19 protein-coding genes are annotated in these 20,426 nt (G+C 71.4%); 11 read left to right on the forward strand and 8 right to left on the reverse strand.

Annotated elements, in window-relative coordinates:
• Positions 1–41: 41 nt before the first annotated feature.
• The 4 genes from gcl to DTL70_RS09855 form a co-directional block, all read right to left on the reverse strand.
• Positions 42–1,811, reverse strand: a complete 1,770-nt coding sequence (gcl, locus tag DTL70_RS09840; RefSeq protein ID WP_114021485.1) for a glyoxylate carboligase — start codon at positions 1,809–1,811, stop codon at positions 42–44.
• Between the two features lie 160 nt (positions 1,812–1,971).
• Complete coding sequence (locus DTL70_RS09845) at positions 1,972–2,904, reverse strand: 2-hydroxy-3-oxopropionate reductase (protein ID WP_281278663.1); 933 nt, start codon at positions 2,902–2,904, stop codon at positions 1,972–1,974.
• Positions 2,905–2,963: 59 nt separating this feature from the next.
• Positions 2,964–3,782 (reverse strand): TIM barrel protein, encoded by an 819-nt coding sequence (locus DTL70_RS09850; RefSeq protein WP_114021487.1) that lies wholly within the window; start codon positions 3,780–3,782, stop codon positions 2,964–2,966.
• Between the two features lie 221 nt (positions 3,783–4,003).
• Positions 4,004–4,885 carry an SAM-dependent methyltransferase gene (locus tag DTL70_RS09855; protein WP_114021488.1) on the reverse strand — a complete coding sequence of 294 codons (882 nt, stop codon included), beginning with the start codon at positions 4,883–4,885 and terminating at the stop codon, positions 4,004–4,006.
• Between the two features lie 247 nt (positions 4,886–5,132).
• On the opposite strand from DTL70_RS09855, the gene DTL70_RS09860 reads away from it, so the two are divergent.
• The 8 genes from DTL70_RS09860 (at position 5,133) to DTL70_RS09895 (ending at position 12,199) form a co-directional block, all read left to right on the forward strand.
• Entirely contained in the window at positions 5,133–6,038 is a 906-nt protein-coding gene (locus DTL70_RS09860; protein ID WP_114021489.1) for a helix-turn-helix domain-containing protein, read from the forward strand.
• 38 nt (positions 6,039–6,076) lie between these two features.
• The gene (locus tag DTL70_RS09865) at positions 6,077–6,352 is read left to right on the forward strand and encodes a YkoF family thiamine-binding protein (protein WP_114021490.1); all 276 of its coding nucleotides are present in this window, start codon (positions 6,077–6,079) and stop codon (positions 6,350–6,352) included.
• Complete coding sequence (locus DTL70_RS09870; RefSeq protein WP_114021491.1) at positions 6,352–6,732, forward strand: helix-turn-helix domain-containing protein; 381 nt, start codon at positions 6,352–6,354, stop codon at positions 6,730–6,732. Before DTL70_RS09865 ends, DTL70_RS09870 begins: the two co-directional genes overlap by 1 nt.
• 167 nt (positions 6,733–6,899) lie before the next feature.
• Entirely contained in the window at positions 6,900–7,418 is a 519-nt protein-coding gene (gene uraD, locus DTL70_RS09875; RefSeq protein ID WP_114021492.1) for a 2-oxo-4-hydroxy-4-carboxy-5-ureidoimidazoline decarboxylase, read from the forward strand.
• A complete protein-coding gene (gene uraH / locus DTL70_RS09880) occupies positions 7,415–7,840 on the forward strand; it encodes a hydroxyisourate hydrolase (protein WP_114021493.1) in 426 nt (141 codons plus the stop codon). The genes uraD and uraH overlap by 4 nt, the downstream gene beginning before the upstream one ends.
• A gap of 5 nt (positions 7,841–7,845) precedes the next feature.
• Positions 7,846–8,781, forward strand: coding sequence for a factor-independent urate hydroxylase (gene pucL, locus DTL70_RS09885; RefSeq protein ID WP_114021494.1), 936 nt, complete (start codon positions 7,846–7,848; stop codon positions 8,779–8,781).
• A gap of 196 nt (positions 8,782–8,977) precedes the next feature.
• Positions 8,978–10,375, forward strand: coding sequence for an 8-oxoguanine deaminase (locus tag DTL70_RS09890; protein WP_114021495.1), 1,398 nt, complete (start codon positions 8,978–8,980; stop codon positions 10,373–10,375).
• Between the two features lie 309 nt (positions 10,376–10,684).
• Positions 10,685–12,199: a nucleobase:cation symporter-2 family protein gene (locus DTL70_RS09895; protein ID WP_114021496.1), complete on the forward strand. Its 1,515-nt coding sequence runs from the start codon at positions 10,685–10,687 to the stop codon at positions 12,197–12,199.
• Positions 12,200–12,327: 128 nt separating this feature from the next.
• Here DTL70_RS09895 and DTL70_RS09900 read toward each other — a convergent pair whose 3' ends face one another.
• The 3 genes from DTL70_RS09900 to DTL70_RS09910 all read right to left on the reverse strand — a co-directional run bounded on the left by DTL70_RS09900 (position 12,328) and on the right by DTL70_RS09910 (position 14,824).
• Positions 12,328–13,023, reverse strand: a complete 696-nt coding sequence (locus DTL70_RS09900; RefSeq protein ID WP_114021497.1) for a helix-turn-helix domain-containing protein — start codon at positions 13,021–13,023, stop codon at positions 12,328–12,330.
• A 143-nt stretch (positions 13,024–13,166) separates the two neighbouring features.
• On the reverse strand, positions 13,167–13,901 hold the full coding sequence (gene pepE, locus DTL70_RS09905) for a dipeptidase PepE (RefSeq protein ID WP_114021498.1): 735 nt from the start codon (positions 13,899–13,901) through the stop codon (positions 13,167–13,169).
• Between the two features lie 77 nt (positions 13,902–13,978).
• Positions 13,979–14,824, reverse strand: coding sequence for an IclR family transcriptional regulator (locus DTL70_RS09910; RefSeq protein ID WP_181860858.1), 846 nt, complete (start codon positions 14,822–14,824; stop codon positions 13,979–13,981).
• Between the two features lie 600 nt (positions 14,825–15,424).
• Here DTL70_RS09910 and DTL70_RS09915 point away from each other — a divergent pair.
• From DTL70_RS09915 to DTL70_RS09925, 3 genes are all read left to right on the forward strand, one after another.
• On the forward strand, positions 15,425–16,417 hold the full coding sequence (locus DTL70_RS09915) for a DUF1177 domain-containing protein (RefSeq protein WP_114021525.1): 993 nt from the start codon (positions 15,425–15,427) through the stop codon (positions 16,415–16,417).
• Between the two features lie 179 nt (positions 16,418–16,596).
• A complete protein-coding gene (locus DTL70_RS09920; protein ID WP_114021500.1) occupies positions 16,597–18,312 on the forward strand; it encodes an OPT/YSL family transporter in 1,716 nt (571 codons plus the stop codon).
• Positions 18,313–18,314: 2 nt separating this feature from the next.
• Complete coding sequence (locus DTL70_RS09925; protein ID WP_114021501.1) at positions 18,315–19,100, forward strand: AroM family protein; 786 nt, start codon at positions 18,315–18,317, stop codon at positions 19,098–19,100.
• A 386-nt stretch (positions 19,101–19,486) separates the two neighbouring features.
• Here DTL70_RS09925 and DTL70_RS09930 read toward each other — a convergent pair whose 3' ends face one another.
• On the reverse strand, positions 19,487–19,810 hold the full coding sequence (locus tag DTL70_RS09930; RefSeq protein WP_114021502.1) for a hypothetical protein: 324 nt from the start codon (positions 19,808–19,810) through the stop codon (positions 19,487–19,489).
• Positions 19,811–20,426 lie beyond the last annotated feature (616 nt).

The following is a 20,426-nucleotide window of genomic DNA, read 5'->3' on the forward strand; positions in this document are numbered from 1 at the left end:
CCGTCGGCGCACAGGGGAGGGCGGGGCGGGCCGCCCGGGCCTCAGCCCAGCGGCACCGTGGCCGTCGGCGCGTGGGACGCCTCGGTGGCCAGCTCCTCGAACTCGTTGACCGAGCCGATGTCGCTCCCGCTCATCGAGATGTTGGTGATCCGCTCCAGGATCGCCTCCACCACGACGGGCACCCGGTGCTCGGCGGCGATCTTCTTCGCCTCCTCGAAGGCGGGCAGCAGCTTGTCCGGCTCGGTGACGCGGATCGCCTTGCAGCCCAGGCCCTCGGCGACCTTGACGTGGTCGACGCCGTAGGCACCCAGCTCCGGGGTGTTGATGTTCTCGAACTCCAGGTTGACCTGGAAGTCCATGTCGAACCCGCGCTGCGCCTGGCGGATCAGGCCCAGGTAGGAGTTGTTGACCAGCACGTGCACGTACGGGATCCGGTGCTGCGCGCCGACGGCCAGTTCCTCGATCATGAACTGGAAGTCGTAGTCGCCCGACAGCGCGACGACGCTCGCCTCCGGGTCCGCCTTGGCGACACCGAGGGCGGCCGGGACCGTCCAGCCCAGAGGGCCCGCCTGGCCGCAGTTGATCCAGTGCCGCGGCCGGTAGACGTGCAGGAACTGCGCGCCCGCGATCTGCGAGAGGCCGATGGTGGAAACGTAGCGGGTCTCGGGCCCGAAGGCGCGGTTCATCTCCTCGTAGACGCGCTGCGGCTTGAGCGGCACGTTGTCGAAGTGCGTGCGGCGTTGCAGCTCGCCCTTGCGTTGGCGGGTGGTGTCCGCCCACTTGGACAGGTCCTTGAGCCGCCCGGCGGCCTTGCGCTCCCTGGCGACCTCGACGAAGAGGGCCAGCGCGGCGTGCGCGTCGGAGACGATGCCGTAGTCCGGCGCGAAGATCTTGCCGATCTGGGTCGGCTCGATGTCCACGTGGACGAACGTGCGGCCCTCGGTGTAGGCGCCCAGCGCGCCCGTGTGGCGGTTGGCCCAGCGGTTGCCGATGCCCAGGACGAAGTCCGACTCCAGGAACGTGGAGTTGCCGTACCGGTGCGAGGTCTGCAGGCCGACCATCCCGGCGTGCAGCGCGTGGTCGTCGCCGATGGCGCCCCAGCCCATCAGGGTCGGCACGACGGGGATGCCGGTCAGCTCGGCGAACTCGATCAGCAGGCCGGCCGCGTCGGCGTTGATGATGCCGCCGCCCGCCACGATCAGCGGCCGGTCGGCCTCGGCCAGCATGTCCAGGGCCTTTTCGACCTGCTTGCGGGTCGCGGCCGGCCGGTGCGGGACCAGCGGCTCGTAGGTGTCGACGTCGAACTCGATCTCCGTCTGCTGGACGTCGATCGGCAGGTCGATCAGGACCGGTCCTGGGCGGCCCGAGCGCATCAGGTGGAACGCCTCCTGGAAGACGCCCGGCACCTGCGCGGCCTCCTTGACCGTGGTGGCCTTCTTGGTGACCGGGGCCGCGATGGAGGCGATGTCGACGGCCTGGAAGTCCTCCTTCTCGATCACCGCGACGGGCGCCTGGCCCGTGATGCACAGGATCGGGATGGAGTCACCGAGCGCCGAGTAGAGGCCGGTGATCATGTCGGTGCCGGCCGGGCCCGAGGTGCCGATGCACACGCCGATGTTGCCGGGCGCGGTACGGGTGTAGCCCTCGGCCATGTGCGAGGCGCCCTCGACGTGGCGGGCGAGCGTGTGCTCGACGCCGCCGGCGGCGCGCAGGGCGGCGTAGAACGGGTTGATCGCGGCACCCGGCACGCCGAACGCGGCATCCACACCCTCACGCTTGAGGATCTCAACTGCCGCACGGGCAGCGGTCATACGAGCCATCGAACTCTCCTGGTTCGGTGCAGGTGGTACCCGGGCGGCGGCGCCTGGGCGCGACAGGACAGTGTCGGCGCCGCCGCCCGGAGTCGGTGGGTGTAAGCCCGCAGGTCAGGAACCGGGAGGGGTGTCCGGGGTGACCCGGGTGGGGCGTTCCTCAGTTGGCGCCGTCGGGGTTCTCGCCCGACAGGCGCTTGACGCTGCGCACCAGCGCCGAGTGGTCGAGGCCGCCGTCGCCCTGCGCACGCAGCGAGGCGACGAGCTGGGCGACCAGTGCGCCGGCCGGAACGGCGGCGCCGACGGCGCGGGCCGCGTCGGTCACGATGCCCATGTCCTTGTGGTGCAGGTCGATCTTGAAGCCGGGCTGGTAGTCGCCGGCCAGGATGCTGTCCTTCTTGCGGGTCAGCACGGTGGAGCCCGCCAGGCCGCCGTTGAGCACGTCGAGCGCCGCGCCCAGGTCCACGCCGGACTTCTTGAGGAAGACCACGGCCTCGGCCACGGCCTCGATGTTGACGGCGACGATCAGCTGGTTGGCCGCCTTGACGGTCTGGCCCGAGCCGGCCGGGCCGCACAGCACGATCGTCTTGCCGAGCGTTTCGAGGATCGGCTTCGCCGCGTCGAAGTCCTCCTGCTCGCCGCCGACCATGATGGAGAGCACGGCCTCGATCGCGCCCGCCTCGCCGCCGGAGACCGGGGCGTCGATGGCCCGCACGCCCTTGGCCTTGGCGGCCGCGGCGACCTCGATGGAGGTCTGTGGGGTGATCGAGGACATGTCGATGATGAGGCCACCCTCGCGGATGTTCTCCAGGACGCCGCCCTCGTGCAGGACGACGGCCTCGACCTGCGGGGAGGCCGGAACCATCGTGATCACGACGTCGGCGTCCTCGACGGCCTCCGCGATGGAGGAGGCGCCCTTGCCGCCGTCCTTGGCGAACTGCTCGACCTTCTCGGTCTCCAGCGTGAACGCCGTGACGTCGTAGCCCGCCTTGAGCAGGTTGCGGGCCATGGGGTCGCCCATGATGCCCAGACCGATGAAGCCGATCTTCGTGTTGCCGGCCGTGTGAGCCATGACTGCTTGCCTTTCGCAGATCCTGTCGTTGCCCGCCCCGCGCCCGGGGCACTGCCCCGGACCGCGTCCGGGGCGGGTGATTACTTGCTGAGCCAGCCGAAGGAGGCGGCGCTGCCGTTGTCGCCGGGCTTGTACTCCAGCCCGATCAGACCGTCGTATCCGGCCTTGTCGAGCCGGCCGATGAGGTCGTCGAAGTCGAGGGAGCCGGTGCCCGGCGCGCCGCGGCCCGGGTTGTCGGCGATCTGCACGTGCCCGGTCTTGGCGGCGTAGCGCTCGATGACGCCCGCCAGGTCCTCGCCGTTCATGGACAGGTGGTAGACGTCCATGAGGAACCGCGCGTTGTCCAGTCCGGTCGCCTCGTTCACCTTGTCGACCAGCTCGACCGCCTTGGGGGCGCTCACCAGCGGGCACTTGGGCGACTCGGGCGCGTTGAGCGCCTCGATCAGCAGCACGCCGCCCACCCGGTCGGCCTCCCGGGCCGCCAGCACGAGGTTCTCCAGCGCGAGTTCGTCCTGCTCCTGCTCGGTGGCGCCCTCGACGCGGTTGCCGTAGAGGGCGTTGAACGCCTTGCAGCCCAGCGACCGGGCGAAGTCCGCGGCCACCTTGAGGTTGGCGCGGAACCTCTCCGACTCCTGGCCGGGGAGGGACAGGGCGCCCCGGTCCGGGCCCGGGAGCTGTCCCGCGTAGAAGTTCAGCCCGGTGAGCTGGACGCCCGCGTCCTCGATGGCGCTGCGGAGCGCGTCGAGCTGCGCGCGCTCGGGCACGGGCGCTTCGACCCAGGGCCACCACAGCTCGATCTTGTCGAATCCCGCCGCGGCGGCGGCCGCCGGGCGCTCCAGCAGGGGCAGCTCGGTGAAGAGGATCGAGGCGTTGACGGTGAACCGGTCCGAGGAGACCACTGCGACCGCCCTCCCTTCCTTGGGTGTTTCGTCCGGTGAGCGCGTCGAGTAATTCCGTATGGTGAAACTCGTATTCTGCTCACTGGAAGATTGCGCTGCGGGTGGCCGTCCTGTCAAGAGCCGCAGCCGGCCCCGGGCGGTCCCAGGCAGCGAAAAGCCCCGGGCTCCGTCGAGATGACGGAGCCCGGGGCTCGGTGCGCACGCGCTGCCGGCGCGCCTGCTCAGGGCTTGCGGGCGACCCCCGCCCACATGCTCACGAGCGCGTCCGTGGTGTCCCCCGGATCGTGCGGAGGCAGGTTCACGACGTGCGAGGTGTCCTCGTCCGGGTGCCAGCGGTGCGGCACCTCGATGCCCGGCTCGACCAGGTCCAGCCCCTCGAAGAAGCGGGCGAACTCCTCCTTCGGCCGCACCTGCGCGCTGCCCCCGTCCATCTTGTAGACGTCCATGGCCTGCTCCCACTCCTCGGGCGCGAAGTCCGGGGTGCACTGGGAGAGGACGACGTGGCTGCCTGCGGGTATCGCCTCGACCAGGTGCCGGACGATGCCGTGCGCGTCGTGCTCGTCGGTGATGTAGTGCAGCAGCCCCACCAGGCACAGGGCGACCGGCCGGTCGAGGTCCAGCGTCTCGCGTACCTGCGCGGAGTGCAGGATGCTGTCGGGCCGGGTGATGTCCGCGTCCACGTACGCCGTGCGCCCCTCGGCCGAGCCGGTCAGCAGGGCGCGGGCGTGTGCGAGCACGATCGGATCGTTGTCCGCGTACACGACGCGCGACCGCGGCACCATCGCCTGCACCACCTCGTGCAGGTTGGGGCTGGTGGGGATGCCGGTGCCGATGTCCAGGAACTGGTGGATGCCGCGCTCGGCCAAGAACCGCGCGGCGCGGTGCATGAAAGCGCGGTTGGCGCGGGCGGCGTTGCGGAAGCCGGGGAAGGCGGCCAGCAGCTTCTCGGCCACCTCCCGGTCCGGCGGGAAGTTGGTCTTGCCGCCCAGGAAGTAGTCGTAGATGCGGGCGCTGTGGTGCCGGTCGAGGCCCAGGTCGCGCCCGCTGTGCGGTGGCCTTGCGGCACGCTCCGTCCGCCGTCGCCGCTCGCCGTTCCGATCCATGTGTCTGCCCCTGTCGTCAGGCCTGAGCTGTGGGCGGCATCGTAGTGGCCCCGGGTGTGCGGAGTGCTCCATTCCGCGACGTCAACTTCCCTGTCCGTAAGGGTGGTTGCGGGGTTCTCCGTGAGGGAGTATGGAGGCGCCGCGGCGGACACGGGCCCGCCGGGGCGCGTATTCTCCCGGTGCCTGTACCGGACCGGTGCTCAGGTGCCACACTGTTGTGACCGCCCAGTCACCCTTGGGAGTCGGAATGTCCGCCATGATGCAGCCGTCAGGGGCGCCTTCGCGTGGGGGCGCGCCAGAAGCGCCGAACGGCCCCACCGCGCTGCGCATCATCCTGGGCGTCAAGCTGCGCAGGTTGCGGCAGGCGCTGGACATCTCCCGGGAGGACGCGGGCCGCGCCATCCGCGGCTCCCACGCCAAGATCACCCGGCTGGAGCGCGGTCAGGTCGGCGCCAAGGAACGCGACCTGCGGGATCTGCTGACGCTCTACGGCATCCACGACCCCGAGGAGCGCGAGGAGTTCTTCGACCTCGCCCGCCAGGCCAACTCGCCGGGCTGGTGGTACCAGTACTCGGACGTGCTGGAGGACTGGTTCGAGCTGCACCTCGGCCTTGAGGACGCCGCCTCGCTGATCAGGACGTACGAGGTCCAGTTCCTGCCGGGGCTGTTGCAGACCGAGGACTACGCGCACGCCGTCAGCCGCCTCGGCTATCCCAACACCGAGCCCCGCAAGGTCGCGCGGATCGTGGATCTGCGCATGGCCCGCCAGAAGCTGCTGCACCGCTCGGATCCGCCGCACCTGTGGGCCGTGGTCGACGAGGCCGTGGTCCGCCGGCCCTTCGGTGGTGCCGAGGTGATGCGGGCGCAACTGGAGCACCTGCTGAAGATCGTGCGGCTGCCCCACGTCACCCTCCAGGTCGCGCCGTTCGAGGTGACCGCGGCGGCGGCCGGCACGCCGGTGACGCTGCTCAGGTTCGCCGACCCCGACCTGCCCGACAAGGTCTACCTGGAGCACCTGACCAACGCGGTCTACCTCGACAAGCCCGGCGAGATCGACCAGTACACGCTGATCATGGACCGGCTGTGCGCCGAGGCGTTCTCGCCGAGGGAGACGGTCTCCTTCATCGAGGAGCTCCTGGAGGAGCTGCACTGAGCAGCCCGGGGCGCGGCGCCCTCGGTAGTGTGTGGCGCATGGAACGCTTGCGTGTGGAGTTCACGACCGAGCCGTTCGACCTCGACGAGGCTCCGCAGCACGCTGTCGTGGCCCGTCAGGTCGTTCAGGGCGCGGCACTGGATGCCGTGGACGTCGGCCCCTTCGGCAACACCGCCGAGGGCTCGGGCGAGCAGGTGCTGGCGGCCGTGACCGAGCTGCTGCGCCGCTCGTTGGAGGCGGGGGCGACCCGGGTCTCCCTGCAGGTCAACGTGATCGGCCAGGACGAGGGCTTGAACGGGGAGGACGAGGGCTGATGGGGGACGAGCCGCACGCCGCCCATCCGTTCGTCGTGGCGGTCAAGCCGCTGGTCGATGCCATGGGCGGGGCGATGGTGGAGCCGGGGCAGGCGCAGGGGGACGATGTGGTCCTCGCCTGGGAGGGTGAGGACGTGGTGGCCGTGCGGCTGCCGCACCTGTCCGACTCCCTCGACCACCTCCTGGCCGAACTGGAGAGACGGCACGGGGTGCCGCTGGCGGAGCTCGACCGCAGGACCAAGCAGTCGGTGGTCCGGATCCTGGAGACGCGGGGAGCGTTCTCGGTCCGGCACGGCGTGGAGACGGTGGCCGGCGCCCTGGGCGTTTCGCGCTTCACCGTCTACAACTACCTGAACCGGGACAACACCAGCCCGGACTGACGGTCTCCGGCGCCGCGCCGGGGACCGCGAGCGAAAGCCCGCCATGCTTCCGCATGGCGGGCTTTCGTTTCCAAGATGTCGAAAAGGCTTCAACAAACTGTTGACGTGGTGTTGCCGGGGGACTTAGCTGTTCCCAGCCCGAACAGCACCACGGCCACGGAGGTCCCGTGACTTCGCGTTCGACGCCAGGTCTCACCTGGCTCAACACCGCCAAGGACACCGAGGCGCGCGCCGCGCTCCACGACGTGTGCGCCGCACGAAGCTGGGGGAGCGCGCTGCTCACCCGGCGACCGTACGACAGCGCCGAAACCCTCTTCGCGGCGAGTGACGAGGCCACCGGCGCCCTCACCGACGAGGGCCTCGACGAGGCCATGTCCGGGCACCCGCCCATCGGCCGCCCGAAGCCCGGCGACCCGACCTCGGCCCGTGAACAGCGGAGCATGGCCGGCGCCTCCGAGGCACTGAAGGCCGAAATGCTCGAACTCAACCTGGCCTACCAGGACAAGTTCGGGTACGTGTTCCTCATCTGCGCCACCGGCAAGACTGCCGAGGAGATGAGGGACGCCGTTCGTCACCGGATCGACAACTCCCCCCGGCAGGAGCGGGAGATCGTGCGGCAGGAGCTGGCGAAGATCAACCGTCTTCGGCTCACCCGCCTTACGGAGAATGGAGCCTCCACGGCATGAGCGACGCGACGAGCACCTCGGTGTCCACGCACATCCTGGACACCAGCCTCGGCCGCCCGGCCGCGGAGGTCGGCGTACAGCTCTTCGTACGCCGGGGTGACGGACAGGCCGAATGGGCCGCGCACGGGGCGTCGAAAACCGACGCCGACGGGCGCTGCAAGGACTTTCCGGCGCTGCCGGAAGGCACCACGCACGTACGGCTCGTCTTCGAGACGGAGCCGTACTTCGCAAAACAGCACAGTACGAATCCGCGCAGCCAGCGCGAAGCCGCGGAACAGCAGGACGCCCCCCGCGTAAGGGACAGCGCACCAGGCAGCTTCTTTCCCGAGGTCACCATCGTGTTCGCGGTCGACCCGGGCGAGCACTACCACGTGCCGCTGCTGCTCAACCCGTTCGGCTACTCCGTGTACCGAGGGAGCTGACACCTATGCCCACGATTCTCGGCCAGAACCAGTACGGCAAGGCGGAGAACCGCGTCGTCAAGATCACGCGGGACGGCGACACCCACCACATCAAGGACCTGAACGTCTCGGTCGCCCTCAGCGGCGACCTGGACGACGTGCACTACTCCGGCTCCAACGCCCACGTCCTGCCGACCGACACCACCAAGAACACCGTGTTCGCCTACGCCAAGGAGCACGGCATCGAGTCGGCCGAGGCGTTCGGCCTCCTGCTGGCCCGGCACTTCGTCGACGACACCGGGCCGATCCACCAGGCCCGGATCCGCATCGAGGAGTACGAGTGGGAGCGCATCGCCACCTCCGACGCCAGCTCCAAGTTCATCGGCGCCGACGAGGTCAAGCACTCCTTCGTCCGCAAGGGCCAGGAGACACGCACCGCGCAGATCACCTACGACGGTGACAGCGTCGAGGTGCTCTCCGGGCTGAAGGACCTGACCGTGCTCAACTCCACCAACTCGGAGTTCTGGGGCTACATCAAGGACCGCTACACCACGCTCCAGGAGGACTACGACCGCATCCTGGCCACCTCGGTCAGCGCCGTGTGGCGGCACCACTACACCGGTGCCGAGCAGGAGCGGACGCCCAACTGGGAGAAGTCCTACGCCCAGACGAAGAAGCACATGCTGCAGGCCTTCGCAGAGACCTACTCGCTCTCGCTCCAGCAGACCCTCTACCAGATGGGTTCGCGCGTCATCAACAGCCGGCCCGAGGTCGACGAGATCCGATTCTCGATGCCGAACAAGCACCACTTCCGCGTCGACCTGTCGCCGTTCGACATGAAGAACGAGGCGGCGGACGGTGCGGTCTACTACGCAGCGGACAGGCCCTACGGCCTGATCGAGGCGACGGTCCTCCGCGACGGTGCCACCCCTCGCATCCCCGTGGACATGACCAACCTCTGATCCACCCCTGCCTGCCCCTTCCCACCTCCCAGGGACCGCTTCCGGTCCCCGGACTCCCTCGGCGGGCCCGCTTGTCGCGCGGGCCCGCCGAGGGAGGGCGATCCGTTCCCTGCGGACCGCGGGGCCCGGGACGGAAGCTCCGCAAGGAGACGGGAAGAGCCCTGGCGGGGCCGTCAACCCCCCGAACGAGGACCCCATGGCGGACCAACAAGCCGCGGCCACCGGCCGCATCGTCATCGACAAGTGTGCGATCGCGACGGTCGACGCGGAGGACACCGAGTACGCGACCGGTCACGTCGTCATCAACGGCAACCGGATCGAGTCGGTCGGTCCGGGTGACGCTCCCGAGGGCTTGCGAGACGTCACACGCCGCGTCGACGGCACCGGACACCTGCTCACCCCCGGCCTGGTCAACACCCACCACCACTTCTACCAGTGGCTCACCCGCGGTCTGGCCACGGACTCCCACCTCTTCGACTGGCTGGTCGCCCTCTACCCCACGTGGGCACGCATCGACGAGGAGATGGTGTACGCGGCGGCCCGTGGCTCGCTGGGGATGATGGCCCGCGGCGGTGTCACCACCGCCATGGACCACCACTACGTCTTCCCGCGCGGCGCCGGCGACCTGCTGGGCGCCGAGATACGCGCGGCCGGCGAGCTCGGCGTCCGCTTCACCGCGGCCCGCGGCTCCATGGACCGCGGCACCTCGGACGGCGGGCTGCCCCCGGACTTCGCCGTCGAGACGCTGGAGGGCGCGCTGGCGGAGACCGAGAAGGCCATCGACACCCACCACGACGCCTCGTTCGGGTCGATGCTGCACGTGGCCGTGGCGCCCTGCTCCCCGTTCTCCGTGTCCACCGAGCTGATGCGCCAGGGCGCCGAGCTGGCCCGCCGCAAGGGCGTGCGCCTGCACACGCACGGCTCGGAGACGGCTCAGGAGGAGAAGTTCTGCCACGAGCTGTTCGGCATGGGCCCGACCGACTACTTCGAGTCCGTCGGCTGGCTGGGCGAGGACGTGTGGATGGCGCACTGCGTCCACATGACCGACGCGGACATCGAGGCGTTCGGCCGCACCAGGACGGGCGCCGCGCACTGCCCCTCGTCCAACGCGCGCGTGGCCGCCGGTCTCGCCAGGGTCCCCGACATGCTCGCGGCGGGCATACCCGTGGGCCTCGGCGTGGACGGCACCGCCTCCAACGAGTCGGGGGAACTGCACACCGAGTTGCGCAACGCGCTGCTCATCAACCGCCTCGGCGCACACAAGGAGAACGCGCTGTCCACCCGCCAGGCGCTGCGTCTGGGCACCCTGGGCGGTGCGCGGGTGCTGGGCAGGGCGCAGGAGACGGGCTCACTGGAGGCGGGGAAGCTCGCCGACGTGGTGCTGTGGAAGCTCGACGGGATCGGGCACTCCACCATCGCCGATCCGGTCGCCGCGCTCGTCCTGGGGGCGGCGGCTCCGGTCACCCTCTCCCTCGTCGGCGGGGTACCGGTCGTCGAGGACGGCCGGCTGACCCGCGCGGACGAGGACGACATCGCACGCGGCGCGCGGGACGAGGCCCGCCGCCTCGCCAAGATCGCCGCCGGAGCCGGCTGACCGCCGGCGGACGGTACGGCGCGGGCCGCCTCGCGGCGGTCCGCGGGCCGGGCGCACACCACCTGAGGCGCTCGGCCGCCCCTCAGACACCGGCCGGGGGGGACGGCCCCCGGCCGGTTCGGTTCCACGACGCGGTTCCGGAACCTGACTCCTGTCATGCTCCGGACATCCGTACGGGCGCACCGCACCACCGCACAACGCCGCACCACCCAGCACCACAGCACCACCCCAACCACCACCACCTTGCACTCCGCAGCACCTCCGGAAACTCGAGTGCCGCGACGGCGCCGTAAACGACAGGAGGACCCCGTGGCCAAGACGCCCAGGTTCACCACGCAAGGAAAGACGGCGGACGGCAGTGGGGACGTACCGGGCCAGGACTCACAGGGCTCACCGGACTCACAGAGCCCCGCTGAGACCAAACACCCGGTCGACCAGGGCATGCCGCCGCTGAAGCTGTTCACCACCGGACTCCAGCACGTCGCCGCGATGTACGCGGGAGTCGTCGCACCTCCGCTCGTCGTGGGCGCCGCGGTGGGGCTCTCTCCGACCGAACTGGCGTTCCTCACCGGGGCCAGTCTCTTCCTCGCCGGTATCGTCACGCTCCTCCAGACGCTCGGCTTCTGGAAGATCGGCTCCCGGCTGCCCTTCGTCAACGGCGCCACCTTCGCCGCCGTCGCCCCCATGCTGGCGATAGCCAAGTCCTCGGGCCCCGAGGACACGCTCCCCGTCATCTTCGGCGCGACGATGGTGGCCGCCGCGCTCGGCTTCGTCATCGCCCCGTTCTTCTCCAAGCTCATCAGATTCTTCCCGCCGGTCGTCACCGGCAGCGTCATCACCCTCATCGGCGTCTCCCTGATGCCCGTCTCCTTCAACTGGGCCATGGGCGGCGACGAGAAGAGCCCGCACTACGGCGACTTCGCCAACATCGGCATGGCCGGGCTCACCCTGGTGATCGTTTTGGTGCTGCGCCGGTTCACCACCGGGTTCATGAAGCAGATCGCGGTGCTGATCGGCCTCGTGATCGGCACGCTGATCGCGATACCCGTCGGCATCACGGACTTCACCGCGGTGACGGAGTCCGACCCCGTCGGCTTCCCCACGCCCTTCCACTTCGGCGCCCCGCAGTTCGCGATCCCGGCGATCGTGTCGATGTGTGTGGTGATGCTGGTCTCCATGACCGAGTCCACCGCGGACATGCTCGCCCTCGGCGAGGTCGTGGACCGCCCCGCCGACCGGAAGACCATCGCGGGCGGCCTGCGCGCCGACATGCTCGGCTCCGCGCTCAGCCCCTTCTTCAACGGCTTCATGTGCAGCGCCTTCGCGCAGAACATCGGCCTGGTGGCCATGACCAGGATCCGCAGCAGGTACGTGGTCGCCACCGGGGGCGGCATCCTCATCCTGCTGGGCCTGTCCCCGATGGCCGCCGGGCTGGTCGCCTCCGTGCCGCAACCGGTCCTCGGCGGCGCGGGCGTCGTCCTCTTCGGCTCCGTCGCGGCGAGCGGTATCCAGACGCTCATGAAGGCCGACCTGAGCAAGGACAACAACGTACTGATCGTCGGCACCGCGCTGGCCGTCGGCCTCATACCGATCGCGGCGCCGGACTTCTACCACGCGTTCCCCGACAGCGCGAAGATCATCCTGGACTCCGGCATCTCCACGGGATGCGTCACCGCCATCGTCCTCAACCTGGTCTTCAACCACCTGGGGCGCTCCCGCCGCGACGAGGAAGTCGTCGCCCACCCCATGGAGCCGGGAGAAGGCATCTCCTACGAACGGGACGAGCCCGACCCGGTGCCCGGCACCGACAAGGCCCCCGCGTAACGGACACGGCGGCGCCAAGGGCGTCGGGAGAGCGGCCATCGCGCTCTCCCGACGCCCTTCCGCTCGTCCGCACGCGGCCACGGCCACGGAGCGGCGAAGCCCGGGCGGCGGTCCTCCGCCCGCCGCCCTCAGCCCTCGATGGCCTCCCAGAAGCGGGTCAGGATCTCCTCCAGGAAGGCGCGGCCCGCCTCGCGTGAGGGGGCCGAGGCCGGCTGCCCCCAGCCCAGGGACGCCGCGGCCGTGGACTGGTACCCGGCGTGCAGCGCGCGCAGCCCCTCCTCCACGTACTCCCTGGGCAGCGGCACCAGGGCGCCGACCTGGTTCACGTACGCCTGCCACCTGGTGGTGGCGGCCTTGCGCAGCAGAGCCGCCAACTCCTCGTCCCGCCCGGTGAACTCGATCAGCGCCGGCACCGGAAGCCGCAGCACCCGCGCCAGCGCTTCGGCCTGCCGCGCGTCGCCCGTCCAGGCGCCGGTGTCCTCGATGCGGGCGTACGCGTCCGGGGCCATCCCGATCTCCAGCGCGACGTCGGCGCGCGAGACGCCCCGCGCCATGCGGTACTCGCGCAGCGTCCCCGGGCGGCCCATCAGGTCGGAGGCCGAGCACCACAAAGCGCCCGCGAGCGCGGCGAGTTGCCGCTCGTCGGGCGCGGCCACCCCCGCCTCCCAGGCGGCGACGGCGCGCCCGTCGACGGCCATGCCGTAGGCGGCGCGCATCCCGTACGCGACATCGGCCGGCGCCATCCGCAGCTCTTCGCGCAGCCGCCGTGCCGCCGCGCCGTCGAACGAACTTCCCGCCTGCCCCCGTGCCGTGCCGTAGTGCATCGGCACACGGTACGGCCCGCACGGGTGACGGCCTACCGTGCGTTCGCCCGAAGCGCGGGATTGGAGAAACCTCTATCGGTTCGGGGTATCCGACGGGTATGCCGCGGCCAAGGCAGGGCGGTCCCCGGAACGGGACAGGCCCGTCAGGCCGCGCGGTGGTCGAAACGCACCCGTGCGGACAGCAGGTGGCTCAGGTCGGCGCCGGGCGCGTACTCGGCCGGATCGGCGTCCGTGGTGAACAGGCGGGCGCCCGCCGCGACGCCGCCCAACTCCAGCGCGTCGTCCGCACGGCGCAGCCAGGTGCCCTCGCGCAGGCCGAGGACGGGCACGTCGTTCTCATGGAGGAACTGCGTCAGCCGCTCCTCGCGGGTCTCGCCCATGTGGGCGCTGCCGGGCTGCGGGTCGAGGTAGTGCGGATTGATCTGGAAGGGGACCAGCCCCAGCGTCTCGAAGGAGGCGGGCTGGACGATGGGCATGTCGTTGGTGGTCCGCAGCGTGGGACAGGCCATGTTGGTGCCCGCGCTCGACCCCATGTACGGCACGCCGTCCTGGCACACGCGCCGGGTGATCGCCTCGGTCAGGCCGCGCTCCTGGAGCGACTTGAGCAGCCGGAAGCTGTTGCCCCCGCCGATGAAGACCGCCCGCGCCGCGGCCACGGCCGCCCGCGGGTCGTCCGCCGTGTGCACGCCCGACACGCGGATGCCGAGCCCGTCCATGAAGGAGGCGACCTTCGCCGTGTAGCCGTCGTGGTCGGCCAGCGCGTAGGGGACGAACAGCAGCTCCTCGATCCCGGCCAGGTGGTCGGCGATCACCTCGCGGGCGTGGTCGAGGTACGCGCGCCCGGGAGCGGAGGAGTTGGACAGCAGCAGCAGCTTCATGGGTGGTTCGGCCTTTCGGTCTCGGTAGGGGCGGTCTCGATCTCGGTGTGTGTACGGGCTCGGCCTGGGGCCGTCTCTCAGCTCCGGGCGGTCTCCGGGCGGCGGGCTCCCCGCACCCGGCGCGGGGTGAGCAGCTCGCCGAGGTCCTGCGCGGCGGAGCGCAGCGGCTCCAGCAGCTCCTGCCGCCTGCCCGCGAGAGGGGCGTGCGGTCCGACGAGGGTGAGCGAGCCGACCGGCTGCGAGCGCACCAGCACGGGCACGGCCAGGCCCGCCGTCGCCGGGTCGTACTCGCCCTCGGAGTACGCGAAGCCGTCTGCCGGCACCCGGCACATCAGCTCCTCCAGCTGGGCCGGGTCGGTGACGGTCAGTTCGCTGAAGCGGGCCATGGGGCGTCCGTAGAGGACCGCCGCGCGGGCGCCGGGGGTGAGCATCCCGAAGTAGGCGCGTGAGGTCGCGCCCGCGTGCCCCGGGTAGAGCTCGTCGGCCAGCCGGTAGGCCCGCAGGGGGCCCAGGGTGCCGTCCGCCGAGTCGACGCAGCGCAGGTGCGCCCCGTCGGGCACGGCGAACAGCGCGGTCACCCCGCTGACCGCGGCCAGTTCGCGCAGGGCGGGGCGCACGAGCCCGGCCATGCCGCCGTGCCGCTCCCAGGCGGTCGCCATGTGCCAGACGGCGGGACCGAGCCGGTAGCGCCGGGTGACGGCGTCGGAGACCAGGAAGCCCCGGTGCGCGAGGGAGGCCAGGAGCCGCTGGGTGACCGACTTGTCCCAGCCGCATTCCGCCGCCAGGTCGGTCACGCCCCACTCCTCGCGGTCGTGGGTGAAGGCGAGCAGGACCTGCAGAGCGCGGTCCGCGGTCTGGAGCGGTGCTCCTCGATCGGTAGTCACGCCTCGCACTCTACCGTTACCCGATTCACTGTCCCTCATATAGGGAAAAGGTTGCTCTCTCGGAATCGTGGGAGCACGCTGGCCGCAACGGCCGACGGCTACCCCGACCCGGCCGACCCGCCCGCCCCCCGGGGTCCGGCCCGCACCCGGGCCCCGGGACGGGCACCGACCCGCCCACGCCCACCCCTCGCGCGAGGCCGGTTCGGACCGCACGCGGCGTCCACGCTCCTGGGAGCAGGCCGGGACCGCGCGGCGGCCCCGCACGTCGTCCTCCCGGGGCGGCACCGGGCCCGTACGCCGGAGACCGTGCCCGCGCCCGGAAGGCCCGCGCGTCGCCGCGGTACCTCCGAGCCGTCCACGGCGCGGGACCCCCTCGGCGCACCACCGGCGCACCTCGCTCCGGCGCCTCGCCGGTGCACGTGGCTTCGGCGTACCGCCGGTGCATCCGGCTCCGGCGTACCGCCGGGTGGCGCGCACCCGGCGGTACGCGGCAGCAGGCCCGCACACGTGCGCCGCGGCGCACCGCCTTACTTCGGCACGCCCGACGCCTCCCGGCTGTCGGCACGCCCGACGCCCCGCATCGGCCCGTCCGACGCACCCCTCCCGCACAATCGCACGACCCGTACCAAGGAGCCCACGGTGCTCAAGCACGTACTCGACGTCATCGACCTTCTCGACCGGCCGCAGGCCGACGGGCACTCGCTCGCCGCCCACCTGCGCGGCGTACTCGACCAGGCGCTCACCCAGGCGGGCCACCCGGACCCGGCGACGGCCGCCGAGCGGGTGGAGATCTCCGTCACCCGCGTCGAGGGCGCCAAGGGAGGCACCGACTTCGTGAAGGTCGTCGTGCCGGGCCGCTCGGGCAGCGGCGCGGGCGGCAGCGCGCCCACCCTCGGCATCCTCGGCCGGCTCGGCGGCGTCGGTGCCCGCCCCGAGCGCACCGGCATCGTCTCGGACGCGGACGGCGCCGTGGCGGCACTGGCGGCGGCGGCCAAGCTGCTGGACATGTACGGGCGCGGCGACGTGCTCGAAGGCGACGTCATCCTCAGCACCCACGTGTGCCCCGACGCGCCGACCCGGCCGCACGACCCGGTGCCGTTCATGGACTCGCCCGTCTCGATCCTCGACTGCAACCGCGAGGAGATCGACGTGGCCATGGACGCCGTCGTCTCCATCGACACCACCAAGGGCAACCGGCTGCTCAACCACCGCGGCGTCGCCCTCTCGCCGACGGTCAAGGAAGGCTGGATCCTGCGGGTCAGCGACGACCTGCTGGGTCTGCTGGAGACCGTGACGGGCGAGGACGCGCACGTGCTGCCGATCACCACCCAGGACATCACGCCCTACGGCAACGGCGTCCACCACATCAACTCGATCATGCAGCCGTGCGTGGCGACCTCGGCGCCCGTGGTGGGCCTGGCGCTGACCACGGGTCCCGCCGTCGCGGGCTGTGCGACGGGCGCCAGCCACGAGAGCGACATCGCCGCGGCGGGGCGGTTCGCCGTCGAGGCCGCGAAGGAGTACGGACGAGGGGCGGCCCGCTTCCACGACGCGGACGAGTTCGCCCGGCTGCTCGACCTCTACGGCCCCATGACGCGCCTCCAGTCGACCGAGGGAGCGACGCAGGACTGACCCCCGCGAGCGGCCCGACGCCCCGCGGGGCGATCCGGCCGCCGCCCCTGGTGCGGAACCGGGGCCCTCTCCCGGCCGTGCCCTCTCCCGGCCGCCGGCCGGAAGAGGGCACAGGGCGGCTCCCGCCGGCCCACCGCACCACCCACGCACCGCATGCGCACCCGGAAAGACAGATCCGCATGAGCACTTCATCCCAGGCCTCCGCCCCGGAAACGGCGCGGACCCACCCCAGAGCGCTGGAGCCGGTCACCCTCGTGGTGACGGTCCTGCTCTCCGTCCTCGGAGCCGTGATCGGCCTCGTCCTGATCACCACGCTGGGCATCGCGCCGAACACCTCCGTCATCGGGGCGCTCATCGCCATGCTGATCGGGCGGATCTCCTTCGCGGCGCTGTCGCGGATGCGTGACCCGCAGCGGCAGAACCTCGTGCAGTCCGCGATCTCCGGCTCCACCTTCGCCGCGGCGAACTCGCTGGTCACCCCGATCGCCGTGCCGTTCCTGCTGGGCAAGCCCGGACTGGTGTGGCCGATGCTGGGCGGCGCGGTCATCGGACTGGCCGTGGACAGCTGGGTGCTCTACCGGGTGTTCGACTCGCGGCTGCTGCCCGCCGCCGCCGCGTGGCCGGCCGGGATCGCCGCCGCCGAGACGATCAAGGCGGGTGACGAGGGCGGCCGCAAGGCCAAGCTGCTCGGCCTGAGCGCGGTCATCGGCTTCGTCGGCTCGCTGTTCAAACTCCCGATGAGCGCGGCGGGCGTGGCCTTCCTGGGCAACATCTGGGCGCTGCTGATGTTCGGCGTCGGCCTGCTGGTGGCGCAGTACGCGCCGACGCTGCTCGACGTCGACCTGTCGGCCAACTACGTGCCGCACGGCGTCATGATCGGCGCGGGCCTCGTCGCGCTGGTGCAGGCGGTGCTGATGATGCGGGACCGCAAGGGCGGCAAAGGCGGAAGCGGGGCGAAGGGGACCGCGTTGGGCGCGGCACGTCCGGCCCGGGACGCCGAGGGCCCCTTCGACCCCGAGATCCGTACGGTCGACTCCCGGCGGCTGCGGCGCGGGCTGCTGGAAGGGCTCGCCCTCTTCCTCGTCGGCGCCCTCTTCATCGCCTTCACCGGCGGTGTGCTCGCCGACATGAGCGGCGCGGGCCTGGTGGGCTGGGTGCTGCTCGCCGGGGTCGCCGCACTGGTGCACCAGCTCATCGTGGGCCTGGCCGCCATGCACTCGGGCTGGTTCCCCGCCTTCGCCGTCACCCTCATCTTCCTGATCCTCGGCCTGGTGCTGGGCATCCCAATGGTGCCGCTGGCCCTGCTGGTCGGCTACGCCGCCTCGACAGGGCCCGCGTTCGCCGACGTCGGCTTCGACTTCAAGGCCGGCTGGCTGCTGCGCAAGGGCGCCGTGCCCTGGCACCCGTACGAGATGGCGGGGCGGCGGCAGCAGTACGTCGCCCAGCTCGTCGGCTTCGCGGTGGCCATCCTCGTCGTGGCTCTCGCCTGGAAGCCGTTCTTCGAGGACGGCAGGGTGCCGCCGGTCGCCCAGGTGTACGTCGACACCATCAAGGCGGGGCTCACCGACACCCACGCGCTGACGATGATGGCGCTGTGGGCGATCCCCGGCGCGCTGATCCAGTTCTTCGGCGGCTCCTCGCGCCAGATGGGCGTTCTGCTCGCGACCGGTCTGCTGGTCGCGACCCCGCAGGCGGGCTGGCTGGTCCTCGCCGCGCTCGCCGTCAGGGTCGGCTACAGCCGCTGGAAGACGCGGAACAGGACGCGGACCGACGCGGACCCGTCAGCCGACGCGGACCCGTCGGCCGACGCGGACAACGAACTCGCGCTGGTCGGTGCCGGGCTGGTGGCCGGCAGCTCGTTGAACGACGTCAGCCAGATCTACAAGGCGGTGTGAGCATGCGAGGCGGCGTGAGCGGACGGGCCGAAGCGGCGACACCGGACGGCAGCACGGGGACCCTGGGCCTGGTCACCATCGGGCAGGCGCCCCGCACCGACCTGGCCGGGGACCTCGAACCCTGGCTCGGCGGACTGCGCGTGAGCGAGCACGGCGCGCTGGACAACGACGTCTTCGACGGCTCGGAGGGACAGCGCACCCGCGCCGCCCTGGCCCCGGCCCCCGACGAGGCCCCGCTGATCTCCCGGCTGCGCGACGGCACCTCCGCCGTCCTGGGCCACGACGCGCTGGCGCCGCGCATGCGGGACGCCGTCGCCCGCTGCGCGGCGGACGGCGCGGCGGCCACACTGCTGCTGTGCACCGGCAACTTCCCGCCTGTCCCACCCGTCCACGGGGAGGGGTCCCGGCGGGGCCCGCACCCCGTTCTCTACGCCGAGTCCCTGGTCCAGCGCGGAGTCCGCGCGCTGGTCGGCGACGCCCCGGTGGGTATCGTCTGCCCGCTCGCCGAACAGCGCGCCGACGTGGCACGCCGCTGGTCCCAGCTGCTGCCGGGGCCGCTGCGCGCCGCTCCTGCCAACCCGTACGCGGCCGACGCCCACGACGCAGTCGCCGCCGCGGCGCGGCGCCTGGTGGAGGAGGGCAGCCACTGGATCGTGCTGGACTGCATCGGCTACACCGAGTCGATGCGCCGCGCCGCCGCCCTGGCCGCTGCGCGCCCGGTCCTGCTGGCCCGCGCGCTCGCCGTGCGGCTGGCAGCGGAGGCCGCGACGGCCGCGTCCGGCGACTGAACGGACGGCTGGGACGCACGGCTCTACGGACGGTTGGACGCACGGCTGAACGGTCGGCTGAATGGACCGCTCCGCCGCGCGCCGGCCGGTCCCGCTACCCTGCGGGCATGATCCGCGCCGCCGTACCCGCCGGCTGTCGCCGCGCGTGGACGGCGGCGCCCGGATCGAAGGTGCCCCCACGTTCGCGTACGACTTCGGGACGCTGATCCACGGCATCATGTCCCAGGAAACGCCCACGCAAGAAGCTCGGCTGGAAGACACCAGCCGAGCTTCTTGCCGTGGGCCTGCTCACCGCCTAGGTCAGGCGGTGTGGCGACGACCACTGGAATTCATTCACGTGTCACCGAGGCCGAAGAGGGCCCCGGCTGGTCTGTGCCGAGGAGTCCTCAGCATCCCCTCGTGGAGATCCCGCCGTTGGGGGAAGCCTGAGCAGCCGTGCTGTTCACAGTTGCCGCCCTGCAGGTGTCCTCGTCGACCCACATTGACCAGCTACCGTCCTCGTTCTGGTCGCAATGGAACTTGACGATGACCGGATTGTTGTCGCCTGACGACTTGCAGGACGAAAAGCTCCCAAACGTGCCGTTGTAGTACCCGGACTGGGCGGCCTTGGCGGTCGGTGCGGCCGGTGCGGCCTGGGCGGACGTGGCCGCGATGCCTGAGAAGGCCAGGAGGCCGACGGCGGCGACTGCTGCGCGCTGGAACTTGCGCATGTTTCCCCTCTTCACGTGCGTAGTGCGGTGGTGCGTGCACGGTGGGACGGCATGCGGGCTCGGCTTGTCACCGAGCGCGGATGGGCCGCCCCTCTTCGCGAGCGGCCGGAATCGTGTCCGGCCGCCACAAAACGCCGCGCCGCACTCCAAGATCATTTCGGTCACCTGAACCCCACCACGCGGTCGGATGACGTTTCAAGGGGTCAAGATCTTCTATTACACGATCATCACAGGCCGTCCGAAGCTTTTGCTTCGCCTCCCAGGGGCGCGGCCCCGACGCCACCGATTTCCACGACTGCCTGACTGCCCGCTCGGACGCCCTGCGCGAACTCGCGGACGCGGTGCTGCGCACCGACCCGGAGGACCTCGCGGTGGTCACGCCGGCGGCCGCCTGATTTGGGCGTCCGGTCGGGGAGCGGCGGCTCGACCCGCGCCCACCGCGCGTCTGTCAACGGCACGCCCGGGCGAACAACGGGCCGATCCGAACGAAACGGTCTAGGCCGTTTCTGATGGCTCTTGGACGGTGTCGCGGAGCCAGATGTTGATCGCTGTGACGGCGAGTGTGCCGTTGAAGATGTAGTCGCGCTTGTCGTAGCGGCTGGCCACCGCCCGGTAC

The sequence above is a fragment of the Streptomyces diacarni genome (assembly GCF_003323715.1).
GTDB lineage: Bacteria > Actinomycetota > Actinomycetes > Streptomycetales > Streptomycetaceae > Streptomyces > Streptomyces diacarni.